Source organism: Flavitalea flava (assembly GCF_054461575.1).
Map to the genome: position 1 here is coordinate 12,395 of NZ_JBTLQH010000065.1, position 14,670 is coordinate 27,064.

A 14,670-nucleotide genomic window follows, 5' to 3' on the forward strand; every position below is an offset into this window, starting at 1 on the left:
CCCGATGAACGAGGATATTCTTTCCATACTAAAAGAATACTGGCATTATGATAGCTTCCGGCCTTTACAGGAAGAGATCATCCGCAGCGTCCTGAGTGGTACAGATACCCTGGCCCTTCTTCCTACCGGGGGCGGCAAATCGGTCTGTTTCCAGGTGCCTGCCCTTGCACGGCCGGGAACCTGCCTGGTGATCAGCCCCCTTATTGCCCTGATGAAAGACCAGGTGGATCAGCTGCGCCGCAAAAATATTACCGCATTTGCCATAGATGCTGCCATGAGCCGCAAAGAAGTGATCAGAACCCTTCAACTGGCAGGTGGGAGTAATTGCAAATTCCTTTATGTTTCGCCGGAACGTTTGGAGACAGCTCTTTTCCTGGAATATCTGCCCTCCCTGCCCATTAATCTGGTAGCCGTAGATGAAGCGCATTGTGTGTCGCAATGGGGGTATGATTTTCGCCCTCCCTATCTCCGGATTGCCGCTTTGCGGGAGGAGTTGCCTGGGGTCCCCATGCTTGCCCTGACCGCTTCGGCTACTCCCGGGGTGCTGGAAGACATTAAGGATAAATTAAGTTTCTCCAAATCTGCCGTTTTCCGGCAGTCATTTGCAAGGCCCTATTTGTCCTACAGCGTGTTCAAGGTGGATTCCAAGATCCGGAAGATAACGGAGATCCTCCAAAAAGTTCCCGGAAGCAGCATCGTTTATTGCAAAAGCCGTAAAGGTACCCGGGAGATCAGCGAGGCGCTGAACAAGGCTGGTATCCCGGCAGGAGCCTATCACGCCGGTCTTCCCCAGGAAGAACGGGCACAAAGACAGGAAGACTGGTTAAAGGATCAGATGCGGGTTATCGTTAGTACAAACGCTTTTGGCATGGGGATCGATAAATCCGGCGTGCGTACGGTCATACATGCCGACTGCCCGGAATCCGTGGAAAACTATTACCAGGAAGCAGGCCGTGCCGGAAGGGATGGGCAAAAAGCGTATGCCGTATTGTTATACCAGGAGCGGGAGCCGGAAGAATTACTGGCGCTTCCGGATGCCAGGTTCCCCACCTTTGACAAGATCAGACAGGTATACCAGCAGGTGATGAATTACCTGCAACTGCCGGCAGGCAGCGGAGCCGGCAATTATTTTGATTTCGACCTGACGGATTTCGTCAGCCGGTTTAAGAACGGAAGTTCCTTCTCCGGCATTCCCGAAGCGTTGAATTCGATAAAGGCACTGGAGCAGGAAGGAATGCTGAGTTTTTTGCAAAATGTTTTCCTGCAGGCCAGGGTTCAGTTCCTGGCCAGTAAACAAACCCTCTATGAATTTGAAAAAGAACATCCTGACCTCGAACCCCTTTTACATATGCTGCTCCGCACCTATGAGGGCATCTTCGATCAGCCTGTTTCCATCCGGGAAAAGAACCTTGCCTGGCTCCTCCGGAAAAAGCCTGAAGAAGTGATAACAGAATTACAGCAATTGCAGGCCTATCATATTCTGGAATATACCCCGCCAAAAGATACCCCCCAGTTATACTTTTTGCGGGACCGGGTCCAGGCGGAAGAACTATATCTGGATCCGGTGAGTTATAAAAAAAGGAAAGAAAAGTTTGCCGCCCGTATTCAAACGATGGTCGGTTTTTTAGAAAAAAAAGAAGGGTGCCGAAGCCGTTTCCTGGCAAACTATTTTGGCGATAATGAAGCAACGGACTGTGGAATCTGCGATAACTGTCTGAAGGTTCAACATAAAAGCCAGGCTTCTGATGAAGGCCTTTACCCTTAAAACCAGCTGGTCTTTTTGCTGCTGCGTCCCCCCAGACCCAGGGCGCCCAACAGGCTTCGGGTGATCATACTGGCCGCCGTTCTTTCCACCTGTTTGGCTGCAGGGCTGTCCAGGATCTTTTCGATCGTAGATTTTTCCGGTTTGGCCGTTCGTGATGTCCCGCCGGTATCAGCTCCTGCGCCGCCATTCTTCGCTGCGGCTTCTTCCAGCTTGGCCGTCAGGATCTCATAAGCGCTCTGGCTATCGATAACTTCATTGTATTTGGTAGCCAGTTTGGATTTACCGGTGATCGTATCTATCTCGGCCGGGTTGAGAATATCCATACGGCTTTTCGGAGGGCATAACAGACAATGTGCAAGAGGAGTGGGAACTCCTTTTTCATTGAGTAAGGTTACGAAGGCTTCCCCGATCCCCATTTGTGTAATGAGGTCTTCTGTTTTATAAAAATCGGAAAGAGGATAATTCTCCGCCGTTTGTTTGATGGATTTGCGATCGGCTGCTGTAAAGGCCCTGAGGGCATGCTGTACTTTTAAACCTAATTGCGCCAGCACATTCGCGGGTATATCGGTAGGGTTTTGCGTACAGAAAAAAACCCCTACTCCCTTTGAGCGGATGAGTTTGATAACCGTCTCGATCTGCTGCAGCAGGGCGCTGCCGGCTTCCTGGAAGACAAGATGCGCCTCATCGATGAACAGGACCAGTTTCGGTTTGTCCAGATCCCCTTCTTCGGGACAGGTGGCATATAATTCGGCCAGCATCTGCAACATGAACGTCGAAAATAATTTAGGTCTGTCCTGCAGATCGGTGACCCGAAGTATACTGATCATCCCCCGGCCGTCTTCCGAGATCCGCATGAGGTCTTCCACTTCAAAACTTTTTTCACCAAAAAATGGATCGGCTCCTTGTTGCTGCAATTCGATCACTTTACGTAAGATGGTTCCGGTAGAAGTCGTTGCAATCTTTCCATAGGCAGCTTCAATCTCCGTTTTTCCTTCGTTGCTTACATATTGAAGGACCTTGATAAAATCCTTCAGGTCCAATAAGGGAAGCTTGTTGTCATCGCAATATTTGAAGATCATGGACACGAGGCCTTGCTGGGTATCGTTCAGGCCGAGTATCTTCGAGAGCAGGATGGGGCCGAACTCGCTGACTGTAGCGCGAAGCCGTAATCCTTTTTCGTGGCTCAGTGTTAAAAACTCAACCGGGTAAGCAGCCGGTTTATAATCGATTCCGATCTGTCCGCAACGATCGGTTATTTTGTCATTCGCTGTCCCGGTGGCGGCAATTCCACTCAGATCTCCTTTGATATCCATCAGCAAAACAGGTACGCTGGCATCGCTTAGGGCCTCGCTGATCATTTGCAAGGTTTTTGTTTTGCCGGTCCCTGTTGCCCCGGCGATCAATCCATGCCGGTTCATTGTTTTCAGGGGAAGATAAATTCCGGCGTCTTTTACGACTTTTCCGTCCAGCATTCCTGCACCGAGTTGGACAGATTCGCCTTTAAAGGTATAACCGTCCTTAATTGCTTTTATAAAATTGCCGGTATTGCTGTCCGTATTGCTCATAAGGAGTAATTATACATTTTTAGACCCTTTCGGCCAATAATTGTTTGACCAGCTCCTCCAGTTCTTTCAATCGTTTCTGTATTTCCGGGAGGTTACGGCTTAAAGCCTGGCTCCGCAGGGCGCTGGTATAATCGAAGGCCGGAGATCCAGTAACGGCAGCATTTGGAGCCTTTATGGATTTACTGACTCCGCTCTGGGCATTGATCCTTGCTCCGTCTGCGATCTGAATATGTCCTACTATTCCTGCCTGTCCGCCTATCATGACATTACTGCCGATCTTGGTACTGCCGCTGACACCTGCCTGGGCGGCGATAACGGTGTGATGGCCGACCTCTACATTATGGGCGATCTGTATCAGGTTGTCCAGTTTGGCTCCGGTCCTTATGATCGTTGACCCAATGGTAGCCCGGTCGATCGTTGCGTTGGCGCCTATTTCCACTTTGTCTTCCACTATTACATTGCCTATCTGGGGGACTTTTTTAAAGGTGCCGTCGGCCTGGGGGGCAAACCCGAATCCATCGCTGCCAATGACTGAGCCGGCGTGGATAGTCACATTTGCACCGATCACACAATTGTGATAAATTTTTACACCCGGGTGTATTACGGAATGGTCACCAATCGTGACATTCTTCCCGATATATACCTGCGGATGGATTTTTACCTGGTTCCCTATCACGACCTGTTCATCCAGGTAGGCGAACGCCCCAATGAAAACGTTATCTCCGAGTTTGGCGGTCCTCGCGATATAGGAAGGTTCCTGGATGCCGGTTAGTTGCTGGGCTTCTATTTCCTGGTATTTGGTCAGCAGATGCGCAAAAGCGGAATAAGCATCGGGAACCCGGATCAGGGTGGCTGTCACCGGCTGCTTTAATTCCTGGGCCTCATTGATGATGATGACAGAGGCTCCGGTAGTATATAAATGATCTTCATATTTTGGGTTGGCGAGAAAGGCTAACTGTCCGGCGGCAGCCTCTTCGATCTTTCCGAAAGATCCAACGGACGCATTCGGATCCCCATCTATTTTTCCATTTATAAGTAATGCGATCTGTGCGGCAGAAAATGTCATAGTCTTTAGTTTCCCGTATTTAAGTAGCAAATATAAAATTTTTTCACCGGGCTGGACAAGGTTTGATGGATCAGGGCATTGTCGACCTGAGAAATATCCTTTACTGCTCCATCCTTGAAAAGGATATTGATCTTCTCATCGGCCGGATTATAGGTGGTATTAGTGGTCTGCCCCGTAAACACAAAATAGCCTGCCTCCTCATCCGTGACCGATAATTTCCGGGCTACCTTCTCTTTTAGTTCCTGTACGGTATTTTCATCGAATGGAGTTGCCTGTAACCGTACTTTTAATAAACTCCGGTCGATCAGGCCCCTGGATAGAAGGGATAATACCTTGTCGGAGTGGGACATCCAGTTCTTGACCGTACCCATCACGTCAAAATCATCCAGCAAACAAAACTTATCCAGGCTGCTGCCGAGGGTAGCAGGAGTTATTCCCTCTTTTAAAAAGAAGTCAAGGGTCGGAGAGCAGGATTTCAGGTCTTCCCCTTTTACCAGCAGTTCTCTGGCCCTTTCCAGGATCTTTACCAGCATCTTTTCCGCACTTAATACCGTTTTGTGCAGGTAAACCTGCCAATACATCAGCCGGCGGGAAACCAGGAATTTTTCAATGGAATAGATGGCTTTTTCCTCCACCATCAGTTCGCCTTCATGAACGGTCAGCATTTTCAGGATGCGGTCGTAACCGATCACTCCTTCCGAAACACCCGTAAAAAAACTATCTCTTGTCAGATAATCCATCCGGTCCGTATCCAATTGCCCGGATACCAGTTGGTGGAGGAACCGTTTGGGATAATCATGGGTAAAGATGCGTATCGCTGTATCCAGCTGGCCATGGAAGGTTTCATTCAATGACCGCATGAGCATTATGGAAAGGGTTTCATGAGGTACGTCCCTGATCAGTACATTTTCCAGGGCATGTGAAAAAGGGCCATGTCCGATGTCATGCAGTAATATGGCGATTTTTGCTCCCAGCGCCTCTTCCTCCGTGATCGGGATGCCCCTGCGTTGTAACTCTCCAAGAGCATTGCACATCAGGTGGTAGGCGCCCAGGGAATGGTGCAGACGGGTATGTACGGCGCCGGGGTAGACCAGGTGGGCAAAAGCCATCTGGTGGATACGGCGGAGCCGCTGGTAATAGGGATGGGCGATAATCTCCAGCAAAAGTGGATGATCCAGGGTTATAAAGCCATATACTGGGTCATTAATGATCTTGCTGGGTGGATAAGACATTCCTGTTTTGATTTTGTTAAAACAACCTCCAAATTTACAATTGCAGGGTGGATAATTTACGTTTGATGGAAGGATTCGCTAAATTACTCCGATTCCGGAAGGTAAATGACAATAAGCGGTACAATTGGCGGAGGAAAGGTTCGCTGGCTGAAGGTCAGATAAGTGAGGATGGAAATTATAGGAGGAATGGAAATCCGGAATGATCCAAATCCTAAAACCTGAAATCAAATCTATGCCTTTAGCAAAAATACTCTGGGTCGATGACGAAATTGAAAGCCTGCGCTCACAGATCCTGTTCCTGGAAAACAAGGGATATGAAGTAAAAGCCCTGACCAATGGTTTTGACGCCATCGATTACGTAAAGGAAAATTTCGTCGATGTGGTACTGATGGATGAGAGCATGCCCGGGATAACCGGTTTGGAAACCCTGGCAAAGATAAAAGAGGCCAACCAGCAGATCCCGGTAGTCCTGATAACCAAGAATGAAACGGAAAATCTGATGGACGAGGCCATCGGCAGTCAGATCACCGATTACCTCATCAAACCGGTAAACCCTAACCAGGTCTGGCTCAGTCTGAAAAAAATCATCGACAATAAAAGACTGGTGTCCGAAAAAACGACGACCGCCTACCAGCAGCAGTTCCGCGAGCTTTTTACAGCGCTCAACAGCAATCCGAACCATAATGAATGGATGGACATTTATAAAAAACTGGTGTATTGGGAGCTGGAAATGGAAAAAAGTGACAGCCCGGAAATGAGGGAAATCCTTCAGTCCCAAAAGCAGGAAGCCAACAACGAGTTCTTCAAATTCGTTTCCCGGCATTATGCGGGTTGGGTCAATCCCCGCTCGGAAGACGGTCCGATCTTATCCAATACGTTATTCAAGTTCAAGGTCATGCCTCATGTGGAAAAAGGAACTCCGACTTTTTTCATTTTGCTGGATAATCTCCGGGTAGATCAGTGGAAAGCCATTCAACCCATTTTCGCGGAAAGCTTCCGCATCCTGGAGGAGGATAGTTTTTACAGCATATTACCAACGGCTACCCAATACAGCCGTAATGCCATTTTTTCCGGCCTCATGCCTATCGAGATTGAAAAGCAGTTTCCTTCCCAATGGAAGAATGACGATGAGGAAGGTGGAAAGAACCTTTTTGAGGAAGAATTCTTCCGGGGTCAGCTGAAGCGTATGAAAAAGGATAATCTTAAGTTCTCCTATACCAAGGTGGTGAATTACCAGGCTGGACAGGATCTGGTGAATAATATCCATAATCTCCTGAATAACGATATCAATATCATCGTGTATAATTTTGTGGATATGCTCAGCCATGCCCGTACGGAAATGGAAGTATTGAAGGAGCTGGCCAGCGATGAAATCAGTTACAGGAGCATAACCACCAGCTGGTTCGAACATTCCCCTCTTCACCAGGCCCTAAAAAAGATAGCCGACAAAAAGATCAGTCTTATTCTGGCCACCGATCATGGCAGTGTCAGGGTAAAGACCCCGTACAAAGTGATCGGGGACAAACAAACGACCACCAATTTGCGCTATAAGCATGGACGCAATCTGAATTATGAACCTAAAGAGGTACTGGCTTTCCGGGATCCCAAAGAAGCAGGGCTGCCGGTACCTACCGTTAATTCCTCCTTTATTTTTGCGCGTGGGGATGGATTCCTCTGTTACCCGAATAATTACAACTATTATGTAAATTATTACCGGAATACCTTTCAACATGGCGGGGTAAGTATGGAAGAAATGATCATTCCGGTGATCAGGATGGTGAGTAAGGGGCATTGATCCCCCTAACCCCCTAAAGGGAGATAAGAAGAGCAATTTTTTGCAGATGTATCCACATTGTCCATAGTTGCTGTGGATAAATTGAGGGCTGCTCCTTGCCTTCTCCCCTGGCTATTCGGTAACTTCGTGTCTTACCAAATTCCCCCTTCAGGGGGTTAGGGGGCATGAAATTTACACAAACGACACTGGACAAGATCGAAAGGATACTGGATGAGGCCGAGTATGTTGTGCGGTATGAACGGGGTACGTTTCAAAGTGGTTATTGTATACTGGAACAGCGGAAAGTGGTTGTGCTGAATAAATTCCTGCAACTGGAAAGCCGTATCAGCACCCTTATCGATATAATTCCCCAACTGAAGATCTCCCCTGATTTATTCCCTCCCGATGTCCGTAAGACTTATGATGAGGTCATGTCGGCTCATAACCTGAATGAATAACAGTAACATTCCTTAAATTTGACGGGTGAGCTATCCCCCATTAAAGATCACCTTTCTAGGTACCGGAACCAGCACCGGCGTTCCCATGATCGCATGCCCATGCCCGGTATGCGCTTCTTCCGACAAAAAAGATAAGCGGTTGCGCTCCAGCATCCTGGTTCAGTCCCCGACAACCACCCTTGTTGTTGATACGACTCCCGACTTCCGCTATCAGATGCTCCGGGAAAATGTGAAGACGCTGGATGGCGTAATTTTCACCCATCCACATAAAGATCATATTGCCGGTCTGGATGATGTACGTGCTTTTAATTTCTTTCTTCAAAGACCCATGAACATCTATGCGAATGAAATGACGCAGGAATCCATCGTACGAGAATTCCCCTATGCCTTTGCCGATATCAAATATGCGGGGATCCCGGATATCCGTTTGAACAGGATTGACAAGGAGCCTTTTGTCGTAGGTGATATTACGGTCCAGCCTATTTCCGTATGGCATCTGAATATGCCGGTACTGGGTTTTCGTTTTGGGAAATTTACTTATATCACGGACGCCAACCGTATCGAAGAGGAAGAAAAAGAAAAGATAAAGGGTAGTGAGATCGTCGTGCTCAATGCCCTGCGTCATGAAAAACATGTCTCCCATTATACCTTGCAGGAAGCCATTGACGAAGTCAGGGATATGGGCATCCCGAAGGCTTATTTCACCCATATCAGTCATCAGCTTGGGCTGAATGCCGATGTCAATCTTACCCTGCCGGCCGGTATGGAGCTGGCCTATGACGGGCTGGTGATTACTTGTTGACGAGGTGGTGGTCAGTTTTCAGGACAGACCTGTTTGCCTAAAAACAAAGAAAGGCCCTCTGTAAAAACAGAAGGCCGACTAACGATTGCTTGCCATATGAAAAGAGAGAGGTCGTGGGCGGGATCGAACCGCCGTGAAAGGTTTTGCAGACCCGTGCCTAACCACTCGGCCACGCGACCATCATTTTTGTATGGCAAGATTACGGTGAAATTATTAGTCTACCAAATTAGTAGACAATAAATTTTAAAAAAAACATACCCGCAGTCTGTCTTGCAAGATGCCCGGGCTGCCCTGCAAAATGCGCAGGGCAATCAGTAGATATAATAGTTGGTGGGGAGGGGGTGATCCCCTTTTTTTACAAACACTTAACAATCTTTCCGTATGGGAAAAGATCCAGGGGTTAAACTTTTAGCCTGTTTTCCCGTCTATTATCCTACGTAAATTAATATGTATGAAAAAAACAGGAATTATCCTCGTCCTGGCTCTCCTGGTGACAGCCGGCTCTTTTGCCCAGACTTCTGTTGAGTTCATTCCCACCGTCGGCTATACCTTTGCCAGCCGTGATAATTACTATGACTCTTATAGCCGGATAAATGACGGGTTGAACCTCGGTGCCTCTCTGAAATTTAATCTGACCCGCAGCTTCGGGCTCGAGATCCTCTATAGCCATATGAATACCCAGTCGGGGTTATATGAGTATGGTTACCGGGGTGATAAGCTGGCAGGTAGCGACCTCAAACTCGATTATATCCTATTGGGAGGGGTGCAGTCTTTTGGCATTCAGAATTCTCCGGTGCGCCCATTTATAGGAGGTTTCCTGGGAGCAGCGATTCTCACGCCGGGTGAGGAAGCAGGCTATAATGGCTCCAGTGATACCAAATTTGCCGTAGGGGTGCAGCTGGGTACGAATATATACATGACCCCCCGTTTGGGCCTTCAATTAAAAGCCCAGGTTTTATCTCCGGTGGATGTTGCCTCGGGGGGGCTCTATTTCAGTAATATAGGATCAGGGGCAGGGGTTTCCACTTATTCCTCCATTTATCAGTTCAGTCTGAATGCAGGATTGATCATGGGGCTGGGCAATCTTCTTCCAAATGATGCCCCCCGTCGGTCTTACAGGCCCGGACCACATCACCGCAGGTATTATTATTGATCCAGGCAATATTTTTTACTAACAACCGTTAGTTTTTAAAAAATATTATGCTAACTTGCATGGTATCTGCCCGGTTGGGGTCGTTTGTTTTAATAATGATTGTTTGCCAGTGTTGCCAGGCAATAACCTCAGGTTGTTGCCTGGTTTTTTTAGAGCCCTTCAAAATAATTCTTAAATGGATTTTCGTACAGAAGAACTTACGCAACAGGTAGCCGGAACCGCACGCGGTTTTGCGCAGCTGCATATCAAACCCTATGTAATGGATTGGGACGAAAGCCAGGAGTTTCCCCTTCAGGTTTTTAAAGAAATGGGCAAGCTGGGTTTAATGGGGGTTGTAGTGCCGGAAGAATATGGCGGTTCAGGTCTTTCCTATACAGAATATGTTACCGTTATCATAGAGATTGCCAAGGTCTGCGGATCGATTGGGTTAAGCCTGGCTGCCCATAATTCTCTTTGCTCCGGGCATATCCTTGCTTTTGGCAATGAAGCCCAAAAAAGAAAATACCTGCCGCTCCTGGCCACAGCAGAGTGGCTGGGCGCCTGGGGCCTGACAGAGGCCAATACCGGCAGTGATGCGGGGAATATGCGCTGTACCGCCGTTAAAGAAGGAGATGAGTGGGTCCTGAACGGCACCAAGAACTGGATAACCCATGGCCGTAGCGGGGATGTAGCTGTTGTGGTCGCCCGGACAGGAGAACCCCGGACCAAGGACAATGCAACCGCATTTGTGGTTGAAAGAGGAACAAAGGGATTTACCGGAGGAAAAAAAGAAAACAAACTGGGCATGCGTGCCAGCGAAACGGCGGAGATGATCTTCGATAATTGCCGGATCCCGGATGCCAACAAACTGGGTGAGACAGGGGCCGGCTTCAAACAGGCGCTAAAGGTGTTGGATGGCGGTCGTATTTCCATTGCCGCCTTATCGGTTGGTATTGCAAAAGGGGCTCTTGAAGCGGCTCTTCAATATTCCAAGGAACGTCATCAGTTCGATCAGCCTATCTCTAATTTTCAGGGTATTTCCTTCAAACTGGCCGATATGGCTACGGAGATAGCAGCTGCAGAATTACTGACCTTTCAGGCAGCCGATCTTAAAAATAAGAAACTACCCATGACCAAAGAAGCTGCGATGGCTAAATATTATGCCAGCGAAGTGGCTGTCAGGGCTGCTACAGAAGCTGTTCAGATCTTTGGAGGATATGGCTATACAAAGGATTTTCCCGTCGAAAAATTTTACCGGGACAGTAAGTTGTGTACCATCGGTGAAGGGACTTCCGAAATTCAGAAACTGGTCATAGCCCGGGAAGTGCTAAAAGGTTAAGGCATAAAGTCCTCTTCCGTTTTCGGGCCATACTTATCGAAAAGTTTGTCGATGGCTCCTGCAAAAAGAGGGAATTTTTCCTTGGTGAAATCTTTAACGATCTCAATAGCTTTATAGGCCTGCTCTTCCGTTAGCCCTTCTGCCTTCATCTTGTCGATCAGTTCCTTCATAATGATTTGAGTTTATGATCCGGAATGGATAACCGGCAACCCGTTTGTGACAGATTGCCGGTTAATATGATTTTATAAAAATAATTTAGTGGAAAATCAGCTTAAAATTATTTAAGCGACTTTCAACAGGTTAATCTTACTCTTGTTAAATTTCTTACTGGCATATTCCAGATCGAGATGCAGCTTGGTTTCTTTGCTGGAAGGGAGTTCGAACATGCTATCGGTCAAAATGCTTTCACAGATGCTTCTAAGACCTCTTGCCCCCAGTTTAAATTCCATCGCCTTATCCACCATAAAATCCAATACGTCCAGGTCGAAACTTAACTGAATGCCTTCCAGTTCAAATAATTTTTTATACTGTTTGATCAGGGAATTCTTTGGTTCTGTAAGGATAGAACGTAAGGTGGCCCGGTCCAGCGGATCCAGGTGGGTCACGACTGGCAAACGTCCTAACAATTCCGGTATCAGGCCAAATGATTTGAGATCCGGTGCATTGACATATTGCAACAGGTTCTTTTTGGCCTGTTCCTGTTGTTCCTTATTGACATTAAATCCAATGGCATTGGTATTGATCCTGCGTGCAATGATCTTGTCCACACCATCGAAAGCTCCTCCGCAAATAAAGAGAATATTCTGGGTATTGATCTTGATCAGTTTTTGTTCAGGATGTTTTCTTCCACCTTGGGGAGGTACCAGAACGTCCGTCCCTTCCAACAGCTTCAATAAACCCTGTTGAACGCCTTCCCCGCTTACATCACGGGTGATGGACGGATTATCTCCTTTGCGGGCGATCTTATCGAGCTCATCGATATAAACAATGCCTCTTTCGGCAGCGGTTACATCATAATTGCAAACCTGGAGCAATCTCGTCAGTATACTTTCCACATCTTCTCCTACATAGCCTGCTTCAGTAAATACAGTGGCATCCACGATGGCAAAAGGAACATTCAGCAATTTGGCAATGGTCTTGGCCAGGAGCGTCTTTCCCGTGCCGGTTTCCCCAACCATGATAATATTGCTTTTTTCAATTTCCACCTCATTTTCCACCACTTTCTGCTGCAGTCTTTTATAGTGGTTGTATACGGCAACGGCCAATACCTTCTTAGCGTCATCCTGACCGATCACATATTCATCGAGGATACGTTTTATTTCCAAAGGTTTCTTGACGGTCAGTTTAAATTGGGCACCACCCGGAGCATCTTCCCGGATCATTAGTTCCTGCTGTATAATTTCCTGTGCATGTTCGACACAGTTTTCACAAATATGCCCTTCCTGCCCCGCAATCAGGATCTTTACTTCATCCCGGTTGCGTCCGCAAAATGAACAGTGTAACGAATTTTTCGCCATTATCTCTTTTTTCAATTGAAAGGCAAAGTTACCCAACTTACTTGGATTATGCCAGCAAGGTGGATAAATGAGCCTGATAACTTTTCTGCCAGCGTCGATTTTTTCTGGAAACCTCCTTAATTACTGACAGTCAATGTATTAAATGTAAATAGTCTAAAGTTTGTCAAAAACATGGTCTACGATGCCATAATCAATGGCTTCTTTCGCATCCATCCAGTAATCCCTGTCAAAATCCTTTAAGATCTGCTCTATTTTTTTTCCGCAATTATCCGCCAGGATCCTTGCGCTGACCTCTTTAACCCTTTTGGTCTGTTTGGCAGTGATTTCCAGGTCGATACTGACTCCCTGCATATATCCCCCGAGGCTTGGCTGGTGGATCATGATCTCTGAATGGGGATACACGAATCTCCTTCCTTTTACGCCCCCGCTCAGCAGGATAGACCCCATCGATGCCGCAAGACCCATACAAATTGTACTTACCGGGCTCTTCAGCATTTTCATGGTATCGTAGATGACCATACCCGAAGTCACCACTCCTCCAGGGCTGTTGATAAAGAATTTGATTTCTTCGCCGGGTTTGTCTGCGTCCAAAAGCCGTAATTTGGTCACCACTTCTTTAGCCGTACGGTCATCCACTCCGCCCCATAATTCAACACTCCGTTTCTCAAAGAAGTATTTTTCCATCTTTTTGGACAGCATCCCTAAATCGGCGTTTTTGTCTTCTTTTGGTTCTTTTTCGTCCGGTTCGTCATCCATGCGAAAAGACTTCTGTTGATATAGAAAATTTGAATAACTCATTGTTGGGCTTTTATTAAATTTTTTTAATCTTTCTTAATTACCTCTCCCTTTAGGGGGCGGGGGGTTAGTCCTTATTTTCCTTCCTTGGATTCAGCAGCAGGACCTCATCTACCAGTCCGTATTCCTTTGCTTCAAGGGCGGTTAGCCAGTAGTCACGGTCACTGTCTTTTTCCACCTGTTTGGCTGTTTTGCCGGTATGGAAAGCCGTGATATCGTACAATTCCTTCCTCAGTTTTTTGATCTCATTGACGGTGATCTCGATGTCGGTTGCCTGTCCGCCGATTCCGCCGCTGGGTTGGTGCATCATGATACGGCTATGTTTTAAGGCCGTACGTTTGCCCTTGGTACCGGCACACATCAGGATCTGGCCCATGGACGCCGCCATACCGATACAAATGGTAGATACATCGGGGGTAACATATTGCATCGTGTCATATACTCCCAAGCCGGAATATACGCTGCCTCCGGGGCAATTGATGTACATCTGTATATCCCTGTGACGATCGGTACTATCCAGGAACAGGAGCTGAGCAGTAACGATATTCGCTACCTCATCATTGATCGGATAACCCAGGAAAATGATACGATCCATCATCAAACGGCTGTATACGTCCATTACAGCTACATTCATCGGACGTTCTTCAATAATGTTCGGGGTGAGGTTGGTAACAACGTATTTGTTGTAGTCGTTCAAAGTATTGCTGGAAATCCCACGGTGTTTCACGGCATACTTTTCAAATTCGTTTACAGGATTCATAGTTATTATTTACAATGTTTTAAAGCCAATTATGCATTCACAGCGCCAAGAACTGGGTTTTGTCTTTCAAATCTCCGTCCAAACTTTCAAATTGCCAAAAAACTGACAGAGTTGCAGAGATTAGCATCAAGCAACAAGCCTCAGGCTTCAAGTTTGGCGAAAAACGTTGACATTTCCTCTCCTTTTTAATAAAAAAGCCCCTGCTTTCGCAGAGACTTTCAATTATATTGGCATTCATGCAGGGTTTTCTTTACCGACCTGAAGCTTGCGGCTCCTCTCTAATGCTGGTGATGCTGGTGTTCTTCCTGCATATGCTGGAATTCTTCCCGGCCGATAACTTTTTCTGCAGGCGTGATCTGCGTTTCAGCCCAACCGAATACTTTTTCGGTCTGGATCCGGTGAGACGTATCTTCCACGAATTTACGGTCCTGCATCATACGCTGTACGTAATCTGCAATCCAGGGT

Annotated in this window: 13 protein-coding genes, 1 tRNA gene and 1 pseudogene; 6 read left to right on the top strand and 9 right to left on the bottom strand. The window is 47.1% G+C overall.

Going from position 1 to position 14,670, the window contains the following annotated elements:
- Positions 1-4 precede the first annotated feature (4 nt).
- Positions 5-1,765 carry a RecQ family ATP-dependent DNA helicase gene (locus ACX0G9_RS29550; protein WP_459068595.1) on the top strand — a complete coding sequence of 587 codons (1,761 nt, stop codon included), beginning with the start codon at positions 5-7 and terminating at the stop codon, positions 1,763-1,765.
- Here ACX0G9_RS29550 and ACX0G9_RS29555 read toward each other — a convergent pair.
- Genes ACX0G9_RS29555 through ACX0G9_RS29565 form a run of 3 tightly spaced genes read right to left on the bottom strand, consistent with a single transcriptional unit; the run spans position 1,762 to position 5,628 of the window.
- Complete coding sequence (locus tag ACX0G9_RS29555) at positions 1,762-3,330, bottom strand: helicase HerA-like domain-containing protein (protein WP_459068596.1); 1,569 nt, start codon at positions 3,328-3,330, stop codon at positions 1,762-1,764. The two genes, ACX0G9_RS29550 and ACX0G9_RS29555, sit on opposite strands and share 4 nt — an antisense overlap.
- 19 nt (positions 3,331-3,349) lie before the next feature.
- Positions 3,350-4,396, bottom strand: coding sequence for a UDP-3-O-(3-hydroxymyristoyl)glucosamine N-acyltransferase (lpxD, locus tag ACX0G9_RS29560; RefSeq protein ID WP_459068597.1), 1,047 nt, complete (start codon positions 4,394-4,396; stop codon positions 3,350-3,352).
- Between the two features lie 5 nt (positions 4,397-4,401).
- Positions 4,402-5,628 (bottom strand): HD domain-containing protein, encoded by a 1,227-nt coding sequence (locus ACX0G9_RS29565; protein WP_459068598.1) that lies wholly within the window; start codon positions 5,626-5,628, stop codon positions 4,402-4,404.
- A 232-nt stretch (positions 5,629-5,860) separates the two neighbouring features.
- On the opposite strand from ACX0G9_RS29565, the gene porX reads away from it, so the two are divergent.
- From porX to ACX0G9_RS29580, 3 genes are all read left to right on the top strand, one after another.
- Positions 5,861-7,423: a T9SS response regulator signal transducer PorX gene (gene porX, locus ACX0G9_RS29570; RefSeq protein WP_459068599.1), complete on the top strand. Its 1,563-nt coding sequence runs from the start codon at positions 5,861-5,863 to the stop codon at positions 7,421-7,423.
- A gap of 164 nt (positions 7,424-7,587) precedes the next feature.
- A complete protein-coding gene (locus ACX0G9_RS29575; RefSeq protein WP_459068600.1) occupies positions 7,588-7,860 on the top strand; it encodes a hypothetical protein in 273 nt (90 codons plus the stop codon).
- Positions 7,861-7,885: 25 nt separating this feature from the next.
- A complete protein-coding gene (locus ACX0G9_RS29580; protein WP_459068601.1) occupies positions 7,886-8,662 on the top strand; it encodes an MBL fold metallo-hydrolase in 777 nt (258 codons plus the stop codon).
- A gap of 108 nt (positions 8,663-8,770) precedes the next feature.
- Here ACX0G9_RS29580 and ACX0G9_RS29585 read toward each other — a convergent pair.
- A tRNA-Cys gene (locus tag ACX0G9_RS29585) sits at positions 8,771-8,841 on the bottom strand.
- A 272-nt stretch (positions 8,842-9,113) separates the two neighbouring features.
- Between ACX0G9_RS29585 and ACX0G9_RS29590 the strand changes: the two genes are divergently transcribed.
- Together ACX0G9_RS29590 and ACX0G9_RS29595 are read left to right on the top strand one after the other, a co-directional pair.
- The gene (locus ACX0G9_RS29590) at positions 9,114-9,815 is read left to right on the top strand and encodes an OmpA family protein (RefSeq protein ID WP_459068602.1); all 702 of its coding nucleotides are present in this window, start codon (positions 9,114-9,116) and stop codon (positions 9,813-9,815) included.
- Between the two features lie 175 nt (positions 9,816-9,990).
- Positions 9,991-11,133, top strand: coding sequence for an acyl-CoA dehydrogenase family protein (locus ACX0G9_RS29595; RefSeq protein ID WP_459068603.1), 1,143 nt, complete (start codon positions 9,991-9,993; stop codon positions 11,131-11,133).
- On the opposite strand, the gene ACX0G9_RS29600 is transcribed toward ACX0G9_RS29595, so the two are convergent.
- The 5 genes and pseudogenes from ACX0G9_RS29600 to ACX0G9_RS29620 all read right to left on the bottom strand — a co-directional run.
- Complete coding sequence (locus ACX0G9_RS29600; protein ID WP_459068604.1) at positions 11,130-11,303, bottom strand: hypothetical protein; 174 nt, start codon at positions 11,301-11,303, stop codon at positions 11,130-11,132. The two genes, ACX0G9_RS29595 and ACX0G9_RS29600, sit on opposite strands and share 4 nt — an antisense overlap.
- Before the next feature lie 111 nt (positions 11,304-11,414).
- Positions 11,415-12,650 carry an ATP-dependent Clp protease ATP-binding subunit ClpX gene (gene clpX, locus ACX0G9_RS29605; RefSeq protein WP_459068605.1) on the bottom strand — a complete coding sequence of 412 codons (1,236 nt, stop codon included), beginning with the start codon at positions 12,648-12,650 and terminating at the stop codon, positions 11,415-11,417.
- Between the two features lie 153 nt (positions 12,651-12,803).
- Positions 12,804-13,448, bottom strand: coding sequence for a ClpP family protease (locus ACX0G9_RS29610; protein WP_459068606.1), 645 nt, complete (start codon positions 13,446-13,448; stop codon positions 12,804-12,806).
- Between the two features lie 64 nt (positions 13,449-13,512).
- Positions 13,513-14,205, bottom strand: coding sequence for a ClpP family protease (locus ACX0G9_RS29615; protein ID WP_459068607.1), 693 nt, complete (start codon positions 14,203-14,205; stop codon positions 13,513-13,515).
- 278 nt (positions 14,206-14,483) lie between these two features.
- Positions 14,484-14,670 (bottom strand): annotated as a pseudogene (locus ACX0G9_RS29620) (trigger factor); the annotation flags it as partial.

Excerpts from the sequence above, each read along its gene's own strand:
- ACX0G9_RS29595 (WP_459068603.1), top strand. The coding sequence starts at position 9,991 with ATGGATTTTCGTACAGAAGAACTTACGCAACAGGTAGCCGGAACCGCA.
- ACX0G9_RS29565 (WP_459068598.1), bottom strand. The coding sequence starts at position 5,628 with ATGTCTTATCCACCCAGCAAGATCATTAATGACCCAGTATATGGCTTT.
- ACX0G9_RS29600 (WP_459068604.1), bottom strand. The coding sequence starts at position 11,303 with ATGAAGGAACTGATCGACAAGATGAAGGCAGAAGGGCTAACGGAAGAG.
- ACX0G9_RS29610 (WP_459068606.1), bottom strand. The coding sequence starts at position 13,448 with ATGAGTTATTCAAATTTTCTATATCAACAGAAGTCTTTTCGCATGGAT.
- ACX0G9_RS29575 (WP_459068600.1), top strand. The coding sequence starts at position 7,588 with ATGAAATTTACACAAACGACACTGGACAAGATCGAAAGGATACTGGAT.
- ACX0G9_RS29590 (WP_459068602.1), top strand. The coding sequence starts at position 9,114 with ATGAAAAAAACAGGAATTATCCTCGTCCTGGCTCTCCTGGTGACAGCC.
- ACX0G9_RS29615 (WP_459068607.1), bottom strand. The coding sequence starts at position 14,205 with ATGAATCCTGTAAACGAATTTGAAAAGTATGCCGTGAAACACCGTGGG.
- lpxD (WP_459068597.1), bottom strand. The coding sequence starts at position 4,396 with ATGACATTTTCTGCCGCACAGATCGCATTACTTATAAATGGAAAAATA.
- ACX0G9_RS29555 (WP_459068596.1), bottom strand. The coding sequence starts at position 3,330 with ATGAGCAATACGGACAGCAATACCGGCAATTTTATAAAAGCAATTAAG.
- clpX (WP_459068605.1), bottom strand. The coding sequence starts at position 12,650 with ATGGCGAAAAATTCGTTACACTGTTCATTTTGCGGACGCAACCGGGAT.
- porX (WP_459068599.1), top strand. The coding sequence starts at position 5,861 with ATGCCTTTAGCAAAAATACTCTGGGTCGATGACGAAATTGAAAGCCTG.
- ACX0G9_RS29550 (WP_459068595.1), top strand. The coding sequence starts at position 5 with ATGAACGAGGATATTCTTTCCATACTAAAAGAATACTGGCATTATGAT.